The organism is Parahoeflea halophila (assembly GCF_900220985.1).
Taxonomy (GTDB): domain Bacteria; phylum Pseudomonadota; class Alphaproteobacteria; order Rhizobiales; family Rhizobiaceae; genus Hoeflea; species Hoeflea halophila.
The window spans coordinates 105,899-125,922 of record NZ_OCPC01000006.1; the positions used below are offsets into that span (position 1 = coordinate 105,899).

The 20,024-nt window shown below is 61.2% G+C and carries 19 protein-coding genes; 14 read left to right on the forward strand and 5 right to left on the reverse strand.

Features of this window, described 5'->3' with window-relative positions:
* Positions 1 to 12 precede the first annotated feature (12 nt).
* The 4 genes from CRO46_RS17890 to CRO46_RS17905 all read right to left on the reverse strand — a co-directional run bounded on the left by CRO46_RS17890 (position 13) and on the right by CRO46_RS17905 (position 3,079).
* Entirely contained in the window at positions 13 to 441 is a 429-nt protein-coding gene (locus tag CRO46_RS17890) for an HIT family protein (RefSeq protein WP_097109167.1), read from the reverse strand.
* A gap of 109 nt (positions 442 to 550) precedes the next feature.
* Positions 551 to 1,744 carry a GNAT family N-acetyltransferase gene (locus tag CRO46_RS17895; protein ID WP_097109388.1) on the reverse strand — a complete coding sequence of 398 codons (1,194 nt, stop codon included), beginning with the start codon at positions 1,742 to 1,744 and terminating at the stop codon, positions 551 to 553.
* A gap of 123 nt (positions 1,745 to 1,867) precedes the next feature.
* Positions 1,868 to 2,605: a glycerophosphodiester phosphodiesterase gene (locus CRO46_RS17900; protein ID WP_097109168.1), complete on the reverse strand. Its 738-nt coding sequence runs from the start codon at positions 2,603 to 2,605 to the stop codon at positions 1,868 to 1,870.
* A gap of 6 nt (positions 2,606 to 2,611) precedes the next feature.
* Positions 2,612 to 3,079, reverse strand: a complete 468-nt coding sequence (locus CRO46_RS17905) for a RidA family protein (RefSeq protein WP_097109169.1) — start codon at positions 3,077 to 3,079, stop codon at positions 2,612 to 2,614.
* Between the two features lie 124 nt (positions 3,080 to 3,203).
* Here CRO46_RS17905 and CRO46_RS17910 point away from each other — a divergent pair, with 124 nt between their 5' ends.
* The 3 genes from CRO46_RS17910 (at position 3,204) to CRO46_RS17920 (ending at position 7,732) form a co-directional block, all read left to right on the forward strand.
* Complete coding sequence (locus CRO46_RS17910; RefSeq protein ID WP_097109170.1) at positions 3,204 to 4,022, forward strand: cell envelope integrity EipB family protein; 819 nt, start codon at positions 3,204 to 3,206, stop codon at positions 4,020 to 4,022.
* A 504-nt stretch (positions 4,023 to 4,526) separates the two neighbouring features.
* The gene (locus tag CRO46_RS17915) at positions 4,527 to 6,230 is read left to right on the forward strand and encodes a hypothetical protein (protein ID WP_097109171.1); all 1,704 of its coding nucleotides are present in this window, start codon (positions 4,527 to 4,529) and stop codon (positions 6,228 to 6,230) included.
* Between the two features lie 197 nt (positions 6,231 to 6,427).
* Positions 6,428 to 7,732, forward strand: coding sequence for an Hsp70 family protein (locus tag CRO46_RS17920; RefSeq protein ID WP_097109172.1), 1,305 nt, complete (start codon positions 6,428 to 6,430; stop codon positions 7,730 to 7,732).
* A gap of 103 nt (positions 7,733 to 7,835) precedes the next feature.
* On the opposite strand, the gene CRO46_RS17925 is transcribed toward CRO46_RS17920, so the two are convergent.
* On the reverse strand, positions 7,836 to 8,513 hold the full coding sequence (locus CRO46_RS17925; protein ID WP_097109173.1) for a type 1 glutamine amidotransferase domain-containing protein: 678 nt from the start codon (positions 8,511 to 8,513) through the stop codon (positions 7,836 to 7,838).
* Positions 8,514 to 8,884: 371 nt separating this feature from the next.
* On the opposite strand from CRO46_RS17925, the gene rpsB reads away from it, so the two are divergent.
* The 11 genes from rpsB (at position 8,885) to lpxA (ending at position 20,020) form a co-directional block, all read left to right on the forward strand.
* Entirely contained in the window at positions 8,885 to 9,673 is a 789-nt protein-coding gene (gene rpsB / locus CRO46_RS17930) for a 30S ribosomal protein S2 (protein WP_097109174.1), read from the forward strand.
* A gap of 150 nt (positions 9,674 to 9,823) precedes the next feature.
* Positions 9,824 to 10,747, forward strand: a complete 924-nt coding sequence (gene tsf, locus CRO46_RS17935; protein ID WP_097109175.1) for a translation elongation factor Ts — start codon at positions 9,824 to 9,826, stop codon at positions 10,745 to 10,747.
* Positions 10,748 to 10,853: 106 nt separating this feature from the next.
* Positions 10,854 to 11,576 carry a UMP kinase gene (pyrH, locus tag CRO46_RS17940; protein WP_097109176.1) on the forward strand — a complete coding sequence of 241 codons (723 nt, stop codon included), beginning with the start codon at positions 10,854 to 10,856 and terminating at the stop codon, positions 11,574 to 11,576.
* A 62-nt stretch (positions 11,577 to 11,638) separates the two neighbouring features.
* Complete coding sequence (frr, locus tag CRO46_RS17945) at positions 11,639 to 12,199, forward strand: ribosome recycling factor (protein ID WP_097109177.1); 561 nt, start codon at positions 11,639 to 11,641, stop codon at positions 12,197 to 12,199.
* Positions 12,200 to 12,237: 38 nt separating this feature from the next.
* The gene (locus CRO46_RS17950) at positions 12,238 to 12,981 is read left to right on the forward strand and encodes an isoprenyl transferase (protein WP_244577956.1); all 744 of its coding nucleotides are present in this window, start codon (positions 12,238 to 12,240) and stop codon (positions 12,979 to 12,981) included.
* The gene (locus CRO46_RS17955; RefSeq protein ID WP_097109179.1) at positions 12,981 to 13,817 is read left to right on the forward strand and encodes a phosphatidate cytidylyltransferase; all 837 of its coding nucleotides are present in this window, start codon (positions 12,981 to 12,983) and stop codon (positions 13,815 to 13,817) included. Before CRO46_RS17950 ends, CRO46_RS17955 begins: the two co-directional genes overlap by 1 nt.
* A 105-nt stretch (positions 13,818 to 13,922) precedes the next feature.
* On the forward strand, positions 13,923 to 15,050 hold the full coding sequence (gene rseP, locus CRO46_RS17960; RefSeq protein ID WP_097109180.1) for an RIP metalloprotease RseP: 1,128 nt from the start codon (positions 13,923 to 13,925) through the stop codon (positions 15,048 to 15,050).
* A gap of 203 nt (positions 15,051 to 15,253) precedes the next feature.
* Positions 15,254 to 17,608, forward strand: coding sequence for an outer membrane protein assembly factor BamA (bamA, locus tag CRO46_RS17965; protein WP_097109181.1), 2,355 nt, complete (start codon positions 15,254 to 15,256; stop codon positions 17,606 to 17,608).
* Positions 17,609 to 17,658: 50 nt separating this feature from the next.
* A complete protein-coding gene (gene lpxD, locus CRO46_RS17970) occupies positions 17,659 to 18,723 on the forward strand; it encodes a UDP-3-O-(3-hydroxymyristoyl)glucosamine N-acyltransferase (protein WP_097109182.1) in 1,065 nt (354 codons plus the stop codon).
* Positions 18,720 to 19,190 (forward strand): 3-hydroxyacyl-ACP dehydratase FabZ, encoded by a 471-nt coding sequence (gene fabZ / locus CRO46_RS17975; protein WP_097109183.1) that lies wholly within the window; start codon positions 18,720 to 18,722, stop codon positions 19,188 to 19,190. The genes lpxD and fabZ overlap by 4 nt, the downstream gene beginning before the upstream one ends.
* Positions 19,190 to 20,020 (forward strand): acyl-ACP--UDP-N-acetylglucosamine O-acyltransferase, encoded by an 831-nt coding sequence (gene lpxA / locus CRO46_RS17980; protein WP_097109184.1) that lies wholly within the window; start codon positions 19,190 to 19,192, stop codon positions 20,018 to 20,020. The genes fabZ and lpxA overlap by 1 nt, the downstream gene beginning before the upstream one ends.
* The last annotated feature ends 4 nt before the right edge of the window (positions 20,021 to 20,024 follow it).

A 20,024-nucleotide genomic window follows, 5' to 3' on the forward strand; every position in this document is an offset into this window, starting at 1 on the left:
GTCGCAGCAGTTTCAGTCAAGCGCGGCGCGGATCTTCCCGGCGTTGGCCTTCAGCACATCGGCATCTTCCATCGTGCCCGTATGCGGCTTCATCGCGACACCGTCAAAGCGCGGAATCACGTGCACATGCAGGTGAAACACCACCTGGCCGCCGGCACTTTCGTTGAACTGCTGGATCGTCACCCCGTCGGCGGAGAAAGCCTTGATCACGGCGCGGGCCAGTTTCTGGGTGGTCTCCATCACCTGCGCCAGGCTGGAGGGGTCGACATCGAGAATGTTGCGCGCCGGAGCCTTCGGGATTACCAGGCAATGCCCGTCACCGCGCGGCATGATGTCCATGATCGCCAGCGTATGCTCGTCCTCGTAAAGACGCTCTGCCGGTAGTTCTCCGCGCAGAATTTTTGCAAACACATTGCTGTCGTCATACTGGGGCGCGGTCATGGCGGGTCTCCATTTGATCTTTTGACTTTGTTTTTATCCGGCCCGGAGCACGGGTCAAGCGCATGGGTCTAGCCCACGGGCCAAGCGCGTGGAAGAAGCGCCATGCGTGTCAGCCGTCGTCACCGTTCGCCGGGCGACTGCCCTTGCGGAACGGGCCGTGCTCGCTCAGCACCTGCCCGAAATGCGCCACATCCCGGCGTTCGCTGTCGAGATAGTCGGCGACTGCCCGCCTCAGCCCGGGGTGGTCGATATAGTGCGCCGAATGCGTTGTCGCCGGCAGGTAGCCGCGCGCCAGCTTGTGCTCACCCTGTGCCCCGGCCTCGACCCGGGCGAGCCCCCTGGCGATGGCGAAATCGATCGCCTGGTGATAGCAGACCTCGAAATGCAGGAACGGGTGATCCTCGACACATCCCCAGTGACGGCCGTAAAGACAATCTCCGCCGATGAAATTGATTGCCCCGGCAACATAGCGCCCGTCGCGCCTGGCCATCACCAGCAGCACATCCTCTGCCATGCGCTCGCCGATCAGCGAGAAAAACCGGCGCGTCAGATAGGGCCGCCCCCATTTGCGCCCGCCGGTGTCGATATAGAATTGGTAGAAGATGTCCCAGACAGTCTCGGTGAGATCCCGGCCGGTCAGCCACTCGATGCTGATGCCGTTTTCCAGCGCTGCCTTGCGTTCCTTCTTCAACTGCTTGCGCTTGCGCGAGGCGAGTGTCCCCAGAAAATCGTCGTAGTCTTCATAGCCGGTATTTTGAAAATGGAACTGCTGGTCGGTGCGGTGCAGATATCCCTCCGCCTCGAAGGCGGGGATCTCGGCTTCCGGCACGAAGGTAGCGTGCACCGAGGACAGCCCCAGCTGGGTGCAAAGCGAGCGGCCGCCTGCGGCCAGCGCCCGCCTGCGTGTGTCCGCTCCCGGTCCTGGCAACACCATCAGCCGCGGGCCGGTCGCGGGCGTGAACGGCGCGGAACATTGCAGCTTCGGATAATAGCGTCCGCCGGCCCGCTCAAACGCGTCTGCCCAGGCATGGTCGAACACGTACTCGCCCATCGAATGGCTTTTGACATAGGCCGGCATCGCCCCTTCCAACGCCCCGTCCGGAGCACGCAACACGATGTGGCGTGGCAGCCATCCGGTCTCGGCCGACACCGAGCCCGATGCTTCAAGGGAAGACAGAAAAGCGTGACTTACGAACGGGTTATAGACGGTTCCGGAATCAGGATCCGAGGCATCTGACTCAGTTTGTGAACCGCGGGAAGCGCCTCCCAGCCTGCTCCACTCTTCGGCGGCAACCGCCTCCATGCCCTCGACGGTCGACAACGTATGTTCGGGTGTATCAGTGCTCATGCGTCTCCGTCCGGCGAAAACATTCCGCTCGCGATATCTCTGTTCGTCAACTTATGAACGCGACGCCAGTCGGCAAGGTCAGTCGTCTTCCGTCGTGTCGGGGTCGAAACCCTCGAACGTCATCTGGTCGGCATGGGCCCGGGTCTTTTCGCGCGCTTCGGCATCCCGCACCGTCCAGGTGATGACCGACATTCCCTGCGCGCATTGGGCTTCGACAAAGGCGTTGGGCAGATGGTGCACGCAATAGGATATGAAGTTCAGCCCCAGCTGCATGGCCTCCTCGTGAAGGAAGAAGGTTTCCGGCTTGACCCCTTCCGCCGTCAGGCCGAGCGGGCAGGTGGCGCCGCTGGCCTTGAGATCACGCAGCAGCGCATGGTCGAAGCTCATCAGCGCAACCGGCCCGTCATAGCCCTCCAGGCATTCGACCACGGCATCTGCAAAGCCGTCGTCATCGCCGGGCCGGCCCTTGAGTTCTATCACCAGGGTGACCTTGCCTGCGACCTGCTTGAGCAGCTGCGGCAGCGACGGAATTCGGTCGGCGGTGCCGCCGACAGTCAATTGCCCGAGCTCCTGGGACGTGCGGGCCCGCACGTCGCCGCGAAGTCCGCACAGCCGCTCGAGATCGTCATCATGAAACACCACCGGCACACCGTCGGCGGCAATGTGCACGTCGCATTCGATCGCGTAGCCGGCGTCAATCGCACGCTGGAACGCGCTGGGTGTGTTTTCCCAGATCGTCTTGTTCATGTCGTGATAGCCGCGATGGGCAATGGGGCGGCTGATCAACCAGCTCATGTCTGTGGCGTCGTAGGGCATCAGGGTCTATCCGATTTCGATGACGGCATCGATTTCAACCGCCGCGTTGAGCGGAAGACTGGCCATGCCGACAGCAGCGCGCGCATGCTTGCCCGCATCGCCAAGCAGTTCCGCAATCAGGTTCGAGGCTCCATTGATGACCAGATGCTGGTCGGTAAACGACGGTTCCGAGGCGACATAGCCGCTCAGCTTGATCACCCGCGCAATGCGGTTGAGGTCGCCGCCAAGCGCCGCCTTCGCCTGCGCCAGAATATTGATGGCGCACAACTCGGCAGCCCGTTGTCCGGTTTTGACGTCGACATCACGGCCAAGCAAGCCCTTGATCGCGATTGCTCCGTTTTCCATCGGCAACTGGCCCGAAATGAACAGCTGCGAGCCGGTGATCACATAGGGCAGGTAGTTGGCGGCAGGGGCGGCGGCCTCGGGCAGCGTTATGCCGCGCGCCTCAAGGCGGGATTCAATCGTGTCGGTCATCAGGGGCTCCAGGATCGCTTTGTTAAGGCTGCTCAAACGAATTGGCGGCTCATTCAAGTTCCGCCTCGCTTTTGCCACCTCCGGTCATATAACATCGGCTCAGGATTCGACAGGAGAAAACCTGATGCGCATGCTTGCGATTGTATCACTTGCCCTACTGGCCGCCCCGGCGGTATTGGCCACACCGGCGACGGCTGCGGGAGGGCTTGCGGCCCATCGCGCGGTCTATGATCTGTCGCTCAAGGATGCTTCGGACCGGTCTGGCATTTCCGGCATGGTCGGCCGGATGGTTTATGAATTCAACGGCTCCGCATGCGAGGGCTACACTGTCAGCTTCCGGTTTGTCACCGAGATCGCCACCGGCGAGGATTCGCGGCTGACCGACCAGCAGACCACGACTTTCGAAGATGTACGCAACGGCACCTTCAGCTTCGTCACCCGGTCCTATGTTGATCAGAAGCTCGACCACGAGATCCGCGGCTCGGCCGAAGTGAAGGGCGACGCGCTTGCCGTCGATCTCGAACAGCCCAGGAAGCTCGCGCTCGACCTTGCCATGGCGCATTTTCCGACCGAGCACATGATTGAGCTGATCGACAAGGCCCGTAACGGTGAGCGGTTCTACGAATCGCGCATCTATGATGGCTCCGACGAAGGCGACAAGGCGATGATCACGACAACGGTCCTGGGCGATAAGCAGCCGGCCGGGACCGACGACGCCGAAGCCGAGCGGGCAGGGGAGCTTGCCGATGATGCCTATTGGCCGGTTTCGATGTCCTATTTCGAGGAAACCGCGGAAGGTGACGGCCTGCCGGTCTATTCCATCGCCTTCAAGCTATACGACAATGGCATCACCCGCGATCTCACCCTGGATTACGGCGATTTCGTCCTGCAGGGACAGCTGGCCCAGCTCGAGCTCTACGATCCGGAGCCGTGCCAGGAGTAACCCGACGGCGGGGCCGGCATTGATGGCGGTAAATCCAGCGAGACCGTTGCAATTCTTCGACCTGCTCCGCGGTTGTGTTTTGAAAGAACGGGTCGCCGAATTTGCGATGTAGGGTCCACCCGGCAATGGGTGCGGCAATCCCAACCCGGCCCAGCACCGGCTCTATCCACACTGAGCTGAAGGCGGCTTGGCCGTTTCCTTCATCGGCGATGTCAAGAAAGGTCCGTATTTCACCGGGACGGTGGACAGCTTGGTGTTCGGCATCGGCCCTGACCGGCTGAGCACTGCACCGGTTGATCTCGCTGCCGCGATGGAGGGCGACGACTCGCGTGACGCGACCCGCACCGTGGCAGCGTCGGTTACCACGGTGAGCTGCAAACGGGCAGCGAGCGCTTGCCGCCGAGCGAGGCAGTCCCCGTACCGCGCGCGATTAATCCAACCTCAATCATATACCGTCACCCTGACACCGCGCCGGCGAAACGTGCTGCGGAGTTCATCTGAAACATGAAGAAATATGATATAACTAATGGATATTATTCAGTTTATGGTACGCTGACTGCCATTGTCGTCATCCTGGCTGCCTGCCTCAGCCTGCCCGTCGTTCTGCCCCTGGGAGAGAGTTTCTGGGACACCTACATCTATATCGATGGTGCTCACCGCCTGTCTCTCGGCCAGGAAATCTACAGGGATTTCCATGCCCCGGTCGGCCCCCTCAACTACATTCTGTTCGGTCTGCTGAGTGCTGCTTTTCCCGATGCCAATGTAGTGCTCGTCATCCAGTGGAGCCTGATGCTGCTCACACTGCCGGTCGTCGCTGTGATCTGCCACCATGCGCTTGAGCGCGGCGCCATCGCGGCCTTCGGGCTGCTGCTGCCTTACCTCATGGTCTCGATCCTGCCGTTCAACATCATGTCCTGGAACGCGTTTCCCGGCGTCGACGGTTTTGCCTATTACAACCGGCACTCCGCAGTGCTTCTGTACCTTCTGGTCGCCACGCTGTTCTTTGTGCGCGGCCGCGCCGCGCTGATCGGTCTGGTCTCGGTCCTGTTGCTGACGCTCGCCTTCACCAAGATCAACGGGTTCGCGGTTGCTGGGCTGATGCTGGCGTTTGCCGCTGTCTCTCGCCGGATCGGCATCGCCACCTCCGCAATCATCGCGGCGCTGTGTTTGTCTGTCGCCGCCGTGCTGGAAGTGCTCACCGGCAGCGTTTCGGCCTATCTGGGCTCGGTACTCCGGCTGCTTGCCAACAACGATGCGGTGCTCGTGGCCAATCTGTTTACAACCGTCAGCGCCCGCTTTGACGTGATTTTCGCGGCCTCGCTGTTCGCCGCCTATCTTCTGGCCTCGCGTTTTTGGGGCGCGGGCAACCTGCTGGTGGCCTTCGATCACGATCATCCGCGGAAGCCAAGGCCGAACCGGCTTGATCAGGATTGGCTCTGGCTGGGTGTCATGATTGTCGCCGACATCCTGTTCGAATCGCAGAATTTTGGCGGTGCAGCCTTTGTCTCGGTATGGCCGTTTCTGCTCGTGCTGTTACTCGCCACCGCACCCGAGCGCCGGACGCGGCTGTCGCCCCTTGTCGTGCTGATTGCGTTGGTCGTGCTTCCCACCATCACCAAGATGCTGCACTCGACGGCACGTGCCGTCGCCACCTCAGTACGGGATGTCTCCATCGCCACCAGAAACCTGCCTGAAAGCATGCGCTTCAGCGCCAAGGCCCTGACCGTCGATGCCGCCCGAAAAGCCCGGCCAATCCTTGTCGGCGGCCGTGAGACCTATCAGGCCTACGCGGACGCCAACATATTGCCGGCCTACTGGCTTTATTTCGATCACCGGTTCCAGGTTACCGTGCTTGAGACCATGGATGAGGCGATCGGGGCGCTCCGCGACCGTGAAGCCCGGCTCGGGCGCCATTACGAGGTCATCGATGTGCGCGACTTCGCCAATCCCATCACCGCTGTGATGGGCCGCACCCCGGCGCGTGGGGTATCGATCGGCGGCGATCCTTTCCGTGCGGTCCTGCCGCTGACAGATGAGGAAGCGCAAGCGCTGTCGCAAACCGACATCGTTTTGCTGCCCACCTGTCCGGTGACCACAGCCCGCAAGAAGCTGCTCGCGGATTATGCCCGCGCCTATGAGGGTTTTGAGCAGATTGAGCTGACCGATTGCTTCGACGCGCTCGAACACCCGCGCTACGCAACGCAGTAGCCCCGTTGCGAACACTCACTGTCCGGCCATAGGCCCTGGCCCCCTGCCAATCCGGCGCTTGACGGCAATTCAAGCGATGAAGGAACCTGGCAGCCGGGTGGACTGGGCCGTTGCACTGTGGCATGAGGCCCGCTCTTTTGCGGACGGCAATCCTCTATGCCCGCATCCATTTTCTCAAAGACTGTTGGAGCAACGCCATGGCGACTGCGCTTGGGCTCGATTTTGGCACAACGAACACGGTGATGGCCCGGGTGAGCGAGGGGGCAGAAACAAGTTCCGTCAGCTTCCAGTCGCCCGCCGGAACCGGCGACACCATGCGCACGGCGCTGTCCTTCATCAAGGACCCGCAGCTCGGCGCCAGTGCGCTTCAGGTCGAAGCCGGCAGTGCGGCAATCCGTGCCTTCATCGACAATCCCGGTGAATGCCGCTTCCTCCAGTCGATCAAGACCTTCGCCGCCTCGTCCTTGTTCCAGGGCACGATGGTGCACGCCCGCAAATTCCAGTTCGAGGACCTGATGGAGGTCTTCCTGAGGCGGCTGCAGCACTATGCCGGAGACAACTGGCCGTCGGACGCAAAGCGCGTGGTGACCGGGCGTCCGGTGCATTTCGCCGGTTCAAATCCCGATGCCGGTCTGGCCATGCGTCGCTACAGCGATGCACTGACCCGGCTGGGCTTTCCTGAACTGCATTATGTCTACGAACCGGTGGCTGCGGCCATTTACTTTGCGCGGAACCTCGATCACGACGCCACCGTGCTGGTGGCCGATTTCGGCGGCGGCACCAGCGATTTCTCGCTGATCCGCTTTGAAAGCAGGGCAGGGCGCGTCAGCGCCGTTCCTGTCGGCCAGTCCGGCGTCGGTATCGCCGGAGACCAGTTCGATGCCCGCATAATCGAGCATCTCGTGGCGCCCGAAATCGGAAAAGGCACCCAGTTCAAGAGCTTCGGCAAAAGGTTGGATGTACCAGGCAGCTACTACCGCAACTTCTCGCGCTGGAACCAGCTGTCGATCTTCAAGACCACCAGGGAATTTGCCGATCTCAAGGCGCTGGTCCGCCAGGCGGTCGAGCCCGACAAGCTGGAACTGTTCATCGACCTGATCGAACATGATGAGGGCTATCAGCTGCACCGCGCGGTTTCGGCAGCAAAAATGGCGCTATCTGAGGCGGACGAAGCGGAGTTCCGGTTCCCGGCGCTGGGCAAGGCTGGAGAGAAAATCATCGAACGGCAGGATTTCGAAGCCTGGATCGAACCGGATATCGCCAGCATCACCGCAGCGCTCGAAGATGTTCTGGAAAAGACCGGCACCAATGCCTGTGCCGTTGACAAGGTGTTTCTCACCGGCGGAACCTCGTTCGTGCCGGCGGTACGCCGCATCTTTACCGGGCGTTTTGCAGCGGACCGCATCGAGACTGGCGGCGAACTGATCTCCATCGCCCACGGGCTGGCCCTGATCGGCGAGCGCGACGACATCGAGCACTGGACCGTGCCTGCAGCGGCATGAGGGGCAGGGGCCGCGTTGGGTCCGTTTCTTGGTTTGGGATAAGCTGACGGATGCAATGGCGCGATAGAGGCAGGACCTCATATCGCGCCAGTTGGCCGAGAGCTTACTTCATGAGCGCCAGCAACGCCTTGGCCGCTTCTTCCGATGAAGCCGGGTTCTGGCCGGTGACGAGCTTTCCATCGGTCAGCACGAACGAGGCCCAGTCATCACCCTTTTGATAGTGACCGCCATTCTGCTTGAGCATGTCCTCGACCAGGAAGGGCACCACATCGGTCAGGCCGACAGCCTCCTCTTCTGTGTTGGTGAAACCGGTCACCCGCTTGCCCGACACCAACGGCTTGCCGTCGGCGCCATTGGTGGATTTGAACACCGCCGGTGCGTGGCACACTGCGCCAACCGGACGGTCAGACCCAGCAAATGCTTCGATCAGGCGTTTGCTGTCGGCATCATTGGCGAGGTCCCACAGGGGACCGTGACCGCCGGGATAGAAGATCGCGTCAAAGCCATCGGCGTCGACTTCAGAAAGCCGGGTGGTCTGGGCCAGCGCCTGCTGTGCCGCAGCATCCTCCTTGAACCGCCTTGTGGCGTCGGTCTGCGCGTCCTCGGCGTCGCTCTTGGGATCGATCGGCGGCTGGCCGCCCTTGGGCGATGCAAGAACCACGTCGGCGCCAGCGTCCTTGAGAACATAATAGGGAGCTGCGAACTCCTCGAGCCAAAACCCGGTTTTCTCGCCGGTGTCGCCAAGTTTGTCGTGAGAGGTGAGTACCATCAGGATTTTCATTGGATTACGTCCAGTCCATGTTCGAGATGTGAAATGCCGGCGCTCCGCAGCCAGTCGGAGGCGCCTCCGTCCCCGGCACCGCAAATGCGGATTACCGGTTCCGGCCGGGAAGGCTGTATCTGGTCACTTTCCGGGGTTTGTGAAGGCCTGCGCGGATCAACTGTTTCGTGATCGGCGCGATCTGACCTGTTGTGAGGACGTCCCGGCGGCTTTTTCCAGCTTCGCCCTTGCAAATCCTGACGCGTGGCTGTAAGCGACGCCTATTCCACACGTGGGGCATGGGTTGGTCCGGGAGAAATCCGGATCGGTCCGCCGGTGGCGCCTAGCGCTCACGCCCTGCGGAGGTTCAACCGGAAACAGGAGTAAAAGGCATGGCATTGCCGGAATTTTCCATGCGCCAGCTGCTTGAAGCAGGCGTGCACTTCGGACACCAGACTCACCGCTGGAACCCGAAAATGAAGCCGTACATCTTCGGCGCTCGCAACAATCTTCACATTCTCGACCTCGGCCAGACCGTGCCGATGATGAACCAGGCTCTCAAGCTTGTGTCCGACACCGTCTCCAAGGGCGGCCGCGTGCTGTTTGTCGGCACCAAGCGTCAGGCGTCCGAGATCGTTGCAGATGCTGCCGCCCGTTCGGCGCAGTACTACGTCAACGCCCGTTGGCTCGGCGGTATGCTGACCAACTGGAAGACCATTTCCCACTCGATCCAGCGCCTGCGGAAGCTCGATGAGATCCTGTCTGCCGAAGCTTCCGGCTTCACCAAGAAGGAACGCCTCAATCTCGAGCGCGAGCGCGAAAAGCTCAACCGCGCGCTGGGTGGTATCCGCGACATGGGTGGCACCCCCGACCTGATGTTCGTCATCGACACCAACAAGGAAGGCATTGCCATCCAGGAAGCCAAGCGCCTTGGCATTCCGGTCGTTGCAATCATCGATTCCAACTGCGATCCCGACGTTGTCGATTACCCGATCCCGGGCAATGACGACGCCAGCCGCGCCATCTCGCTCTATTGCGATCTGATCAGCCGCGCCTGCATCGACGGCATCGCACGTCAGCAGGGCGCCTCGGGTGTTGATCTGGGCGAAATGGATGCACCTTCTGAGCCGGCTCTCGAAGCCGCACCGGAAGCTGCTGCGGACGCTCCCGCACAGGCATAAATCCGGGTTTCGGACAACTCCGGCCCGGCCAAGCCATTGCGCTTTGCCGGGCTGTCACATTTCAATGGCATGGTTGCATGCCGCCAGGTGATACCCGGTCATGTGCCGACGTGACGGCGAAACCGGACACCCCAGAATGAAGAGGCTGACATGAGCATTACCGCTGCAATGGTAAAAGAGCTGCGCGACAAGACCGGCGCCGGCATGATGGACTGCAAGAAGGCGCTCGGCGAGACCGACGGCGACATGGAAGCAGCCGTTGACTGGCTGCGGGCCAAGGGCATTGCCAAGGCCGACAAGAAGTCCGGCCGTACTGCTGCCGAAGGCCTGATCGCCGTTGCCTCCGAAGGCAATTCGGCCGTCGTGGTCGAGGTCAACTCCGAGACCGATTTCGTTGCCCGCAACGACGGTTTCCAGGAACTGGCTCGTTCGATCGCATCCGTCGCGCTGTCCACCGATGGTTCGGCCGAAGCCGTCAGCGAAGCCACCGTGCCTTCCACCGGCAAGTCGGTCACCGACACAGTCAAGGACGCGATTGCCCATATCGGTGAGAACATGAGTTTCCGCCGTGCGGCCAAGCTGAGCGTCGACAATGGCGTTGTCGCCACCTACGTTCACAATGCCGTCACCGATGGCCTTGGCAAGCTGGGCGTGCTCGTTGCGGTCAAGTCCACAGGCGACACCGACGCTCTTGCTGCAATCGGCCGCCAGGTCGCCATGCACATCGCCGCCACCAACCCGCTGGCGCTGACCTCGACCGACGTCGACCCGGCCATCGCCGACCGCGAACGCAGCGTCTTCATCGAACAGGCGCGCGAATCGGGCAAGCCGGAAGCCATCATCGAGAAGATGGTCGAGGGCCGGATGCGCAAGTTCTACGAGGAAGTGGCCCTTCTTTCGCAGGCTTTTGTCGTCAACCCCGACCAGACCGTCGGCGAGGCCGTTGAGGCAGCCGCTGCCGATGCAGGCGCACCCGTCGAGATCGCCGGCTTCGTCCGTTTCCAGCTCGGCGAAGGTATCGAGCGGGAAGAGAGCGACTTCGCGGCAGAAGTGGCCGCAGCCGCAAAGGGCTGACACGGTCGCCCAAGCGGCGCATTGTCGAAAAAACCGGAAGGGCATCGCGTGACAACGCGGTGCCCTTCGTGTATCCGGGCCTGACACATCAAATCCGGAACAATCCATGTCCTCAGAGCCCCTGTTCAAACGCGTCCTTCTTAAAGCCTCTGGCGAAGCCCTGATGGGCGAGCAGGGATTTGGCATTGATGTCGCGGTGGTTGACCGGATCGCCGCCGATATCGCTGAAGTTCGCAGCATGGGCGTCGAAGTCGGCGTTGTTGTCGGCGGCGGCAACATCTTCCGCGGCGTCGCGGTAGCTTCGAAGGGCGGCGACCGGGTCACCGGCGATCACATGGGCATGCTGGCGACTGTCATCAACGCGCTGGCTCTTGCCACCTCGCTGCGCAAGCTCGGCATCGACACGGAAGTGCTTTCGGCCATCTCGATGCCGGAAATCTGCCAGAGCTTTTCCCAGCGTGCCGCACTGCATCACCTCGAGAAGGGCAGGGTGGTGATCTTTGCCGGCGGCACGGGAAACCCCTTCTTTACCACCGATTCAGCCGCTGCACTGCGCGCCGCCGAAATGGGAGCCGAAGCCATCCTCAAGGGAACCCAGGTCGACGGCATCTATTCGGCCGATCCGAAAAAGAACCCCGACGCCACCCGTTATGACAACATCACCCACGACGAAGTGCTCAACAAGGGGCTTGCCGTCATGGATGTTGCGGCGGTGGCGCTGGCGCGCGAAAACCGTATTCCGATCGTCGTCTTCTCGATTCACGAGAAGGGCGCATTCGCAAAGATCATGGTCGGTGAAGGCCGGGCAACCATCGTACGCGATCATTAACCGCGGTCAGCGCAAGGAGCGCGCCGCGAGGAACACAGGCTTGTTTGCAGGGAGAACTGGCAATGAGTGAAGGCGTTGACTTGAAAGAACTCAAACGTCGCATGGAAGGCGCAATCACGGCCTTCAAGAGTGATATCTCATCATTGCGCACCGGTCGCGCGTCCGCCAACGTACTCGATCCGGTGATGGTCGAAGCCTACGGTACGCGCGTGCCGCTCAACCAGGTGGCCAATGTCACCGTCCCCGAGCCGCGCATGCTCGGCGTCTCAGTCTGGGACAAGCAGATGGTCGGCGCCGTCGATCGTGGTATTCGCGAAGCCAATCTGGGTCTTAATCCGATCGTCGATGGCACCAATCTGCGCATCCCGCTGCCCGATCTCAACGAGGAACGCCGCAAGTCGCTGGTCAAGGTCTCGCACACCTATGCCGAAAACGCCCGCGTCGCCATCCGCAATGTGCGCCGCGACGGCATGGACACGATCAAGAAGGCGGAAAAGGACGGCGATATCAGCCAGGACGACAGCCGCCGCGAAGCCGACCTCGTGCAGAAAATGACAGACGAAAAAATTTCCGAGATCGACAGCTTGCTGGTCGAGAAAGAAAAGGAAATCATGCAGGTTTAGGCGCGACTCGCGTAACCAGTCGGGAAATGGCCAGAACGATGCAATCTGAAGCACCCACAAGCTCGCCACGGCACGTTGCCATCATCATGGATGGCAACGGCCGATGGGCGGAGGCGCGGGGTCTGCCGCGGACCGCCGGCCACCGGGCCGGCGTCGAGCGTGTCCGCGAGGCGGTGCGGACCGCCGGCGAAGCCGGGATCGAATACCTGACGCTGTTTGCCTTCTCGTCGGAAAACTGGAGGCGGCCGGAACAGGAAGTCTCGGATTTGATGGGACTCCTTCGCTTCTTTGTTCGCAAGGATCTTGCTGAGCTGCACCGCGAAAATGTCCGCGTCAAGGTGATTGGCTGCCGTCAGAACATTCAGCCCGACATCCGCGCGCTTTTGACCGATGCCGAAAACCGGACGCGGGAAAACACAGGGATCACGCTTGTTATCGCCTTCAATTACGGCGCCCGCGACGAACTGGTGCGCGCGGCACGAAAGCTTGTTGAGGATGTGCAGTCCGGTGTCCTTGATGCGGCCGCGATTGACGAGGCAGCGGTTTCCGGCCGGGTGGACACCGCCGGCATTCCCGACCCCGATGTTGTGATCCGCACCAGCGGCGAACAGCGGCTGTCCAACTTCCTGCTATGGCAGGCGGCCTATTCCGAGTTTGTCTTCCTGCCTTGCCTGTGGCCGGATTTCGACCGGGCGGCGTTCCACGAAGCCTTGGTCGAATACGCCGGCCGGGAGCGCCGTTTTGGTGTCGTTTCCGCACCCTGCATTGCGGTCGGGTCCTGATGTCGCGTGAACTCAGATTGCGCATCATCTCCGGGGTGATACTCGGCATTCTCGTGCTGGCTGCCACCTGGGCCGGCGGCATCTGGTTCAGAAGCCTTGCGGTTTTGATCATGGTGCTGATGCACTACGAGTTTTCCACCATCACCAATGCGACGGCCAGGGTGCCGCTTGCCAACGCCATCGGCTGGATGGCCATTCTCGCCACCGCCGTCTTCATCCTGACATCGCTGCCGCAGATGGCCCTGGCCGCGATCTTCATTGGTGGCTGCGGCGCGGTTCTGGCCGGAGTGACGCGCGGTGGCGGGCTGTGGTCTGCGACCGCGGTTGTCTATGCCGGCTTTTCGGGGCTGGCGCTTGCGGAAATCCGCGGTGAGGGACATTTCGGCCTGTTTGCCATGCTGTTCATCTTCGCCATCGTATGGGCAACTGACATTCTGGCCTATTTTTGCGGACGTGCGCTTGGCGGGCCGAAACTTGCACCGCCGATTTCGCCGGGAAAGACCTGGTCTGGCGCCATTTTCGGTGCGGCTGCTGGTGTCGGCGCAGGCGTTGGCGTGGCGCTCATCGTGCGCCAGGGCGGCGGGATCATGATCCCGCTGATCGCGCTGTTGCTTTCGATTGCCTCGCAGATCGGTGATCTGTTCGAATCATGGGTCAAGCGCCGCTTCGGCGCCAAGGATTCCAGCCGGCTGATTCCCGGTCATGGTGGCGTCATGGATCGTGTCGACGGTCTTGTCTTCGCCGCATTTGCGGCCTTTTTGCTAGCGAACCTGATGCCGCTTGCTGATCGTGCCGGTGGAATAGATGAGCTTGCCGCAAGGTTGCTCGGTCTATAGTCCGCCCAAGGGCAGCGTCGGCCCCTGTGACTGAGCGATGTGTGATTCAGCTGCAATGATTGATTTGGACGCCCGCAGACTGGCGCCACGAAAGGACACGATAACATGGAATTTCTGACCTCCTCGGCTGGAAACATCCTCAGTGCGCTGCCACCGTTTCTGCTGGTGCTGACGATCGTGGTGTTCGTCCACGAACTCGGTCACTATCTGGTCGGCCGCTGGTGCGGCATTCACGCCGATGTCTTTTCGGTAGGTTTCGGTCCCGAGCTCATCGGGCGCAACGACAGGCACGGCACGCGCTGGAAGCTGTCGCTGATTCCGCTGGGCGGCTACGTCAAGTTCCGCGGTGATGAAAACACCACCAGCCTGCCGTCCGGTGCTGCCGATCTCGATGCCATCGAGCGCGAAGGCTCCTTTGCAGCCGCATCGCTGTGGCGCCGTGCAGCTACTGTTGCAGCCGGCCCGTTCGCCAACTTCATTCTTGCGATCGCCATTTTTTCGGTGATGTTTGGCGTCAATGGCAAGGTGATCGCCGATCCCGTGGTCGCCCAGGTTCAGCCCGCAAGTGCAGCCCAGGCGGCAGGAATTCTTCCCGGTGACCGTTTTGTCGCCATCGACGGCATCCAGGTCGAAGTCTTCGATGATGTTCAGCGCTATGTCAGCGTGCGTCCTGAGGTCCCGATCACCGTGACACTCGACCGCGCCGGCGAGATGGTCGATGTCACCCTGACACCGGCCCGTACCGAAATCTCCGACCCCTTCGGCAACAAGATGGAAATCGGCCGTATCGGGGTCGTTACGAACAATGATTCCGGCAATTTCCGGGTTCGTGAATTTGGACCGCTTGAAGCCGTCGGCGAGGGCGTGGCGCAAAGCTGGTACATCGTCACACGCACGGTGGATTACATCGGCAACATAATCACCGGGCGCGAAAAACCCGACCAGCTGGGTGGGCCAATCCGGGTCGCCAAATACTCCAAGGATATGTCCACTCTGGGCATTGGCGCGCTGATCCAGCTCGCCGCGGTGCTGTCGGTTTCCATCGGCCTTCTCAACCTCATGCCGGTGCCGATGCTGGATGGCGGACATCTCGTGTTTTATGCCATCGAGGCGGTGCGTGGCCGCCCGCCCGGGGAGGTTGCCCAGGAATGGGCCTACCGCGTCGGCCTGTCACTGGTTCTGGCGCTCATGCTGTTTGCCACATGGAATGACGTTTCCATGCTGGTTGGTTGAAATTGAGGGTCAGGCCGTGCTAACGGTCTGTTTACCCTGATATTGGGTAGGCGTGGCGGAATCGTCACGTCTGCAAAGGAAGTAAATAGAAATTAACTCCGTCCCTTGCTTGTATAGCAAAAGCGGGTAAAACGGACGCCAGTCATGACTCACGCAGTGTGTCGCCGTTTGGGGCATCCGAGTAAAAAAAGGTAATAAGATCAATGAAGGCCGGTTCAAACCTTTTGAACGCTGTGTCAGCAGTTGCGCTGACGGCGGGGATCGTTGTGACAGGCGCGGGCGCAGTGACGCTTGCGGGGGTGACAGTAGCAGAAGCAGCAGTCGTCAATCGCATCGACGTGCGCGGAAATTCCCGCGTTGACGCATCGACCGTCCGGGGCAATCTCACGATCTCGCCCGGTGCCAGCTTCAACAACAACGATATCGATGAATCGGTGAAGCGGCTGTTCGCCACCGGCCTGTTTTCCGACGTTCAGATCAATGTCTCCGGCTCGACCCTGATCGTAACCGTCTCTGAAAACCAGATCATCAATCAGGTCGTCTTCAACGGCAACAAGAAGATCAAGGACGCCGCCCTCAGGCAGGCCGTTCAGAGCCGCCAGCTTGGCGCTTTCAATGATCTCATCCTTCAGGCCGACGTGCAGGCCATTCGTGATGCCTATGCAGCCATCGGGCGCAGCGATGCGACCGTGACCACGCGCCTGGTTCCTGTCGATGGCGGCCGCGTCAATGTCGCCTTTGAAATCAACGAGGGTGATCGCACCAAAATTTCCTCGATCAACTTCGTGGGCAACCAGGCATTTGGCGACGGTCGTCTGGCCGATGTCATCACCACCAAGAAATCCGGTCTGTTGTCGTTCCTGAGCCGCAAGGACGTCTATGACGAAGACAAGCTGCGCGCCGATGAAGAGCTGCTGCGCCGTTTCTATTACAACCGCGGCTATGCCGACTTCCGGGTGATCTCGTCCTTTGCCGAGCTTGACGAGAGCAACAACGAATACGTCGTCACCATCACGGTGGAAGAGGGCGAACGCTACGTCTTCGGCGATATCTCGATCGAAAGCACCGTTCCTGGCATCGATACGGAATCGCTGCGCCGGCTGATCGAGACCCGCAGCGGTTCGGTCTATAGCGCCAAGGACGTCGAAGACACGATTATGGCGATTTCCGACCGTGTCGCCACCCAGGGCTATCCCTTCGCGCAGATCACGCCGCGCGGCGACCGCGACTACACCAACCGCACGATCTCGGTGGTCTATCTGGTTGATGAGGGCACCCGTGCCTATGTCGAGCGCATCGAGATCCGTGGCAACACCCGGACCCGCGATTATGTCATCCGCCGCGAGTTTGATCTGTCCGAAGGCGATGCCTTCAACCAGGTCCTGGTGCGTCGCGCCAAGAAGCGTCTGGAAGACCTGAAATTCTTCTCTTCGGTCGATATTTCCACGCAGCCTGGCTCGCAGCCTGACCGTGTGGTGCTGATCGTTGATGTGAAGGACCAGTCGACCGGTGAGTTCGGTATCGGTGGCGGTTACTCCAACACTGACGGCCTGACCGCCTCGGTCGACATTACCGAGCGCAACTTCCTCGGCCGCGGCCAGTTCATTCGCGGCTCCGTCGGTGGTGGTTCCAACACCCGCGAATATGCGCTGTCCTTTACCGAGCCCTATTTCCTCGGATATCGCCTGGCTGCCGGGTTTGATGTCTTCAAGAGGAGAGACTCGAGCTATACCGGCTTCGTAGAGTCCGTTCAGGGTATCAACCTGCGTTTGGGCGCGCCGATCACCGAAGAGCTGTATCTGTCGACCGCATTCAAGTACACGCAGACCAAGTATACCGGTGTTTCGACGGTCGCCTCGGCGCCAGAGCTGGCGGCGATCAACCGCACCATTGCCAAGGGTAGCCATGACATCGGCTCGCTGTCCTACACGCTGACTTACAACACGCTCGACAGCAGCACCCTTCCGCGCGAAGGCGTCTCGGCGCGGTTCACGCAGGAATATGCCGGTCTCGGCTTCGATTCCAACTTCCTCAAGACCACCGCCAAGGCCAGCTATTTCCACATGCTGTCCGATTCGGCTGACGTGATTGGCCAGGTGACTGTCGGCGGCGGCCATGTCATGGCCACGGGCGGCAACAATCTGCGGGTCTTCGATCACCTGTTCCTCGGCGAGGAAACCATCCGTGGTTTCGACACCAGGGGCATCGGCCCGCGCGTCTTCAACGGCGCGACGGATGTGGGCGCTGCCGGTGGCACCACCTACTTCAACGGATCGGTCGAGGTGTCCGCACCAATGCCGGCGGTCTCGCGTGATTTCGGTCTGCGCCTGAATGCGTTTGCCGATGCGGCGACACTGTACGGCAACGACATCTCCGCCGCTGATTTCGGCACCCAGACCCTGGTCGGCAACAGCATGGACTGGCGCGCTTCGGTCGGCGTCGGCATCATGTGGGCATCGCCATTCGGTCCGTTGCGCGTGTATTACGCCGAGCCGGTCGTCAAGAAGAGCTACGACGACGTCAAGAAATTCGGCTTCGGCGCCTCGACACGCTTCTGATTTGATCCGGGTGGCGGCAACGCCGCCCGGTCCACCCATCCGGGCACTTTATGGACAATCATCGCTTCTTTCCTCCGCATGAAGGCATCTCGCTTTCGGATCTTTCTGATCTTTGCGGAGCGGAACTGGCTGATCCGTCGCTGTCGGCGCGCAAGGTCACAGGTGTTGCGTCCCTGACGCGGGCTGGTGAGGGCGAAGTCACATTTGCCAGTTCCGGCAGATCCGCTCCCGATCTGGAAAAAACCCGTGCTGCGGCCGTGTTTGTTACCGATAAGTTGGCAGCCCGCGTACCCGATGGCGTTGCGGCCCTGGTCGTTGCTGCACCGCAGTCGGCCTTCGCGCGTGCTATTGCGGCTCTGGTTCCGTCGTCGGTCAAGCCTATGCGCCTGACCGGTGAGACAGCGGTTTCGGAGGCGGCTCATGTCGACGCAACGGCCAGGCTCGAAGACGGGGTCATTGTCGAGGCCTTCGCGGTTGTCGGCGCGGGCGCAGAAATCGGGGCTGGCACTGTCATCTCATCGGGTGCCGCCATCGGCACCGGAACCCGGATCGGCCGGAATTGCCATGTCGGTCATGGGGCCACCGTGCAGCATGCGCTCATCGGCAACAATGTCGTCATTCATCCTGGTGCGCGTATCGGGCAGGATGGCTTCGGCTATGTTCCCGGGCCACGCGGTCTGGATAAAATACCGCAGATCGGCCGTGTCATCATCCAGGATCACGTGGAAATCGGTGCGGGAACCGCCATTGATCGTGGCGCGCTCGATGACACGGTCATCGGTGAGGGCACGAAGATCGACAATCTGGTGCAGATTGCGCACAATGTGCGCGTCGGCCGTTATTGTGTGCTTGTCTCGCAGGTCGGAATTGCCGGCAGCGCAACACTTGGCGACGGCGTCATGATCGGGGGCGCTGCAGGCATCAACGGTCATGTGACCATTGGTGACGGCGCTCAGATTGCAGCATTGAGCGGCGTTGCGGGCGATGTGCCTCCCGGTGTCCGCTGGGGCGGCCAGCCGGCCCGCCCGATGAGAGGCTTTTTGCTTGATGCGGCTGCCGCCAATGCGCGTGCATTCGGCCGCAAGACGACGAAGAAGGGCGGAGAGGATAGATGACGGACACAGCGACAACCACATTGGAATCGGCCGACATTCGGGAGATCATGGCGCTGCTGCCGCACCGCTATCCGTTCCTGCTTGTGGACCGGATCGAATCCATTGACGGCGACAAGTCTGCCGTCGGCATCAAGAACGTGACCGCCAGCGAGCCGCATTTCACCGGCCATTTCCCCGGCAACCCGATCATGCCGGGCGTGCTGATCATCGAAGGCATGGCCCAGACGGCCGGTGCCATCTGCGCCAAGGCCACCGGCGGCGGCAACAACATCGTCTATTTCATGACCATCGACAATGCCAAGTTCCGCAAACCGGTGGTTCCCGGCGACCGGCTTGAATACCACGTGACCAAGGTCAAGCAGCGCGGCAACATCTGGCGCTTCCACTGCGAAGCAACCGTTGACGGCGTCAAGGCCGCCGAAGCTGATATTGGAGCCATGCTGGCTCCCGGAGAAAGCGAAACCTGATGACAACGCCTGCGCGCGCCGCCCTGCATCCGGCCAAAATCCATCCCGCTGCCATCGTCGAGGACGGCGCGCAGATCGGCATGAATGTCGAAATCGGCCCATTCTGCCATGTCGGCCCCAAGGTCAGGCTGGGCGACAATGTGCGCCTGATGAGCCATGTCGTGGTTCAGGGGTCCACCACCATTGGCGAAGGCACTGTTGTGTTTCCCAACGCGGTCCTCGGCTGTGCGCCGCAGAACATCCACTATCACGGTGAGGACACCGAGCTGGTCATCGGCCGCTCGTGCACCATCCGCGAAGGGGTGACCATGCACACCGGAATGCCCGACGCCGGCGGCAAGACGACGGTCGGCGACAATTCGCTGTTCCTGGCCTATTCCCATGTGGCCCATGATTGCCATGTCGGCAGCAATGTCATCCTGTCCAACAATGTCCTGCTGGCCGGCCATGTCTCGGTCGGAGACCGCGTGATCATGGGCGGCGGTGCCGCCGTGCACCAGTTCGTCCGCATCGGCCACCACGCCTTTATCGGCGGCCTTGCGGCGGTCAGCAATGATGTGATTCCCTACGGCATGCTCAACGGCAATCCCGGCGTCCTCATGGGGCTCAACATCATCGGCATGCAGCGCTCCGGCTTCGAAAAACCCGCCATCCACGCGGTGCGGCGCGCCTTCAAGACGATTTTCGATTCGCAGTCCCCGATCCGGGAAAACATCGCCCGGGTTCGCGAGCAGACGGACAAGAATGAAGCCATCGCCGATATCATCGCTTTCATCGATGCCGAGAGTGACCGGGCTCTGTCTTCGCCGGCCCGGGGTCAGCGGGGCTGATCCC